Source organism: Enterobacter sp. KBR-315C3_2022, assembly GCF_041399425.1.
Lineage (GTDB): Bacteria > Pseudomonadota > Gammaproteobacteria > Enterobacterales > Enterobacteriaceae > Enterobacter.
The window spans coordinates 1-4,159 of the sequence record NZ_JBGKEB010000051.1 but is presented as its reverse complement, the minus strand read 5'-3'; the positions used below and the strand labels follow the sequence as shown (position 1 = coordinate 4,159).

Here is a 4,159-nt window from a genome sequence, read left to right as displayed (position 1 = left end):
GGCTGCCGACTATACGGAAGATGAACTCGATCTGAATGCCTACTGCATCAGCCGCCCCAGCGCGACCTACTTTGTCCGGGCCATTGGTGATTCAATGAAGGATATGGGCCTGCACTCTGGCGACCTGATGGTGGTTGATAAGGCGGAAACGCCTGTGCAGGGGGACATTGTCATCGCAGAGACGGGAGGGGAGTTTACCGTCAAGCGCCTGCAGCTGAAGCCCCGCATCGCCCTGCTGCCGATGAATCCCGCCTACCCCACGCTTTATCCTGAGGAACTAGAGATATTCGGCGTCGTCACGGCCTTTATCCATAAAACCCGGGGATCAAGCTGATGTTTGCGCTCGCGGACGTGAACTCCTTCTACGCCAGCTGCGAGAAGGTGTTCCGGCCTGACCTGCGGAACAAACCCGTTGTTGTGCTCAGTAACAACGACGGCTGCGTCATCGCACGTTCGAAGGAAGCAAAGCAGCTCGGCATCAAAATGGGCGTGCCGTGGTTTCAGCTAAAAGATGCGCAGTTCCCGGAGCCGGTCATTGCGTTCTCCAGCAACTACGCTCTGTACGCCTCCATGTCGAACAGGGTTATGGCGCACCTCGAGGATCTGGCGCCACACGTCGAGCAGTACAGTATCGACGAGATGTTTCTGGATATCCGGGGGATCGATGGCTGCATGGATTTTGAGGATTTAGGGCGCCAGCTGCGCGAGCACGTGCGAAGCGGAACGGGGCTGATTATCGGCGTGGGAATGGGACCGACAAAAACGCTGGCAAAATCGGCGCAGTGGGCATCCAAGGAGTGGTCACAGTTTGGCGGCGTCCTGGCTCTTACTCGAGGCAATCCAAAGAGAACAGAAAAACTCCTGTCCCTGCAGCCGGTTGAGGAAATATGGGGGGTTGGCAGGCGGATCTCGAAAACGCTTAACTTGATGGGTATCACGACGGCCCTGCAGCTGGCACGTGCGAATCCTGCCTTTATCAGGAAAAACTTCAACGTTGTTCTGGAGAGAACGGTCCGGGAGCTGAACGGAGAAGCCTGTATATCCCTGGAGGAGGCTCCGCCAGCGAAGCAGCAGATTGTCTGCAGCCGTTCCTTTGGCGAACGCGTCACCACCTATGAGTCGATGCGACAGGCTGTCTGTCAGCACGCAGAGCGTGCCGCCGAGAAATTACGTGGTGAGAAGCAGTACTGCAGGCACATCTCCGTGTTCGTAAAAACATCCCCGTTTGCCGTGAACGAGCCCTACTACGGCAATCTGGCCAGCGAAAAGCTGCAGACGCCCACGCAGGATACGCGAGACATTATCAATGCAGCCGTCAGGGCGCTGGAGCGTATCTGGCAGGACGGCCACCGGTACGCCAAAGCTGGATGTATGCTGAATGACTTTACGCCGACGGGTGTGTCGCAGCTGAACCTGTTCGATACTGCACAGCCACACAGCAACAGCGAGCAGCTGATGAAAGTTCTGGACGGGATCAACCATTCAGGGCTGGGGAAATTGTGGTTTGCCGGAAGGGGGATTGCGCCTGAGTGGCAAATGAAGCGGGAGATGCTTTCTCCGGCATATACGACACGCTGGTCAGATATAGCAGCAGCGAAACTAACATGAAATTTTGGCGGTTTCACCTTGAAATCGCCAACCTAAACTTCGAGATTACAATAAAAAAGAAGCAAAACGAATGAAGACAGCCCAACCGGTCAGAGCGGATGGCAGAATGATGCTCGCCCGGTCGCTATGCTCATGGTCAGGAAGCGATCGACAGGCGATTGAAATTCCTAACCATCAAGGAAAGGCCACCCGGGCAGTGGCCTTGGCAATGACTAACGCTGTGCGCGTTTAGCCATAACGCTTTCGGCAATTCTGTCGCCGATGGCTGAATCAATGTTACGCCAGTAATCAAACACGCGTGAGAGCACCGGTTCCTCCACGCCGTTAAGAACATGGCCGGTAACGTTTTCAACCAGTCGGTCCCGTGCGGCCTCATCCATAACGTTATTAACCAGCGCGTTAGCCTGGCCGAAGTCATCATCTTCGCGGTGAAGGCTGTACGGTGCGTGTACCATGTCGCCGCTGGCTGACCAGGTTGAATCAGTCGGATAACGCGCGCCGTCAGCTACAGGGCCTCCTTTAGAGTTGGGTGCATAAACCGGGTCAGAAACCGTATTCAAACGCATTGCACCGTCCTTGCTATAGCTATTAACCGGGGAGTGCGGGGCGTTGACCGGGATCTGTTTGTAATTGACGCCCAAACGCGCACGGTGCGCATCGGCGTAAGCAAACATGCGGCCGATAAGCATTTTGTCCGGGCTAATGCCAATCCCAGGAACCAGATTGTTAGGCTCAAATGCAGCCTGTTCTATCTGCGCATGGTTATCCGTAGGGTTACGATCCAGCGTCAGTTTGCCGACCTTGATCAGCGGATAATCGGAGTGCGGCCAGACTTTAGTCAGGTCAAATGGATTGAAGCGGTAGTCGTCGGCATCGGCAAATGGCATGATCTGCATGTAGAGCGTCCAGCTTGGGTGTTCACCGCGCTTAATCGCTTCGTACAGATCGCGCGTATGGTAATCGCCGTCCTGTCCCGCCAGTAAATCCGCGTCCTGCTGATGCAAAAATTCAACACCCTGATCGGTTTTGAAGTGATATTTGACCCAGAATTTCTCGCCCTGCGCGTTCACCCACATGTAGGTGTGGCTTGAATAGCCGTTCATATGGCGCCAGCTTTTCGGGATTCCGCGGTCGCCCATCAGCCAGGTGACCTGATGTGCTGACTCAGGAGAAAGGGTCCAGAAATCCCACTGCATATCGTTGTCGCGCAAATTATTATCTGCCCGACGCTTCTGAGAACGAATGAAGTGTTGAAACTTCATAGGATCGCGAATGAAGAAGACCGGTGTGTTGTTGCCCACCAAGTCGTAGTTACCTTCGCGGGTATAAAACTTGATCGCGAATCCACGCGGGTCGCGCCAGGTATCGGGACTGCCGCGTTCCCCGGCCACCGTCGAGAAACGCATAACCACATCGGTTTTAACGCCAGGCTGAAAGACCGCTGCTTTGGTAAAACCGCTAACGTCTTCCGTGACTTCAAAGTGGCCAAAAGCACCGCTGCCTTTCGCGTGCGGCTGCCGCTCGGGGATGCGCTCGCGGTTGAAGTTTGCCATCTGTTCGATCAGATAGTGATCATGCAACATCAGCGGGCCATCAGGGCCTACGGATAAGGAATGTTCATCGCTCGCAACCGGGCTGCCAGAATCGGTTGTGGTAGGCTTACGTTTATCATTGATCATGACGGTCTCTCCGACTTTATTTTTTGAGTCCAGTAAATAAAAGTAGTCCATACACACAAATTAGGTGTGTCTTTACGTTTTAATACATGGCTGTCTAAAGGAAATGAGACCATGGTCCCAGCCCGCTCTTGTTAGCATAAAAATCCGTCAGGACTGAACTGGTGTAAATAATTGTCACATCGGTGGGTGGGGCCGCAGTCCCAGTGGTGCCAAAGACGGTCAGGTCGTACGATCCCAGCAGTATTCAATACCGTGCCGTACGGAAGCGGGACCATGGTCCCAGCCCGTCGATAACAGCAGTGACATCCGTCAGAGCTGAGATTCCAATGGAGATGAATGGCATATTGGCCGTCAGTGGGACCGCGGTCCCAGTTGTGCCAAATATAGCAGAGCGAGCAATCCCAGCAGTATTCAGCACCGTGCCGTTCGGAAGTGGGACCATGGTCCCAGCCCGTCGATTACAGACGTAATATCTGTCAGAACCGAGATTCCGGTGGAAATGAATAGCATATAAGCCGGCAGTGAGACCGAGCTTCCAGTGGCACAAAATATAGTCAGAACGAGCGTTCCCAATAGTATTCAACACCGTGCCGTTCGGAAGTGGGACCATGGTCCCAGCCCATCGCTGACAGCCGTAATATCTGTCAGGACTGAGGCTCGGTTAAAAATGAATGGCACACCAAGCGGTTTAATTAAAACTTGGGGCTGCCAAGGTAGTGATCATCGCTATATTGACATCCTCCCCGCCCTGAAGGACGGGAATTCCTGCAGCGTTCAGACCGAAGCCTGAATCACCCCGGTGGGTTCCTGCTTCAACGGGTGGCCTGAATGCGCCATCCCTCCACAGGCAAGTACGGCATGTCCTGCCGCTA

4 protein-coding genes are annotated in these 4,159 nt (G+C 54.2%); 2 read left to right on the top strand and 2 right to left on the bottom strand.

The genetic code is table 11. The features are described 5' to 3' along the window. Both umuD and AB8804_RS23055 read left to right on the top strand, forming a co-directional pair. Window positions 1-334: translesion error-prone DNA polymerase V autoproteolytic subunit (gene umuD / locus AB8804_RS23060; protein ID WP_371190258.1), on the top strand; the 334-nt coding region annotated here is incomplete at its 5' end. Further along, complete coding sequence (locus AB8804_RS23055) at window positions 334-1,608, top strand: Y-family DNA polymerase (RefSeq protein WP_371190256.1); 1,275 nt, start codon at window positions 334-336, stop codon at window positions 1,606-1,608. The genes umuD and AB8804_RS23055, both read left to right, overlap by 1 nt. 212 nt (window positions 1,609-1,820) lie before the next feature. Here AB8804_RS23055 and AB8804_RS23050 read toward each other — a convergent pair whose 3' ends face one another. Both AB8804_RS23050 and AB8804_RS23045 read right to left on the bottom strand, forming a co-directional pair. Further along, a complete protein-coding gene (locus tag AB8804_RS23050) occupies window positions 1,821-3,287 on the bottom strand; it encodes a catalase (RefSeq protein ID WP_371190254.1) in 1,467 nt (488 codons plus the stop codon). A 774-nt stretch (window positions 3,288-4,061) separates the two neighbouring features. After that, on the bottom strand, window positions 4,062-4,159 hold a 98-nt coding region (locus AB8804_RS23045), incomplete at its 5' end, for a hypothetical protein (RefSeq protein ID WP_371190259.1).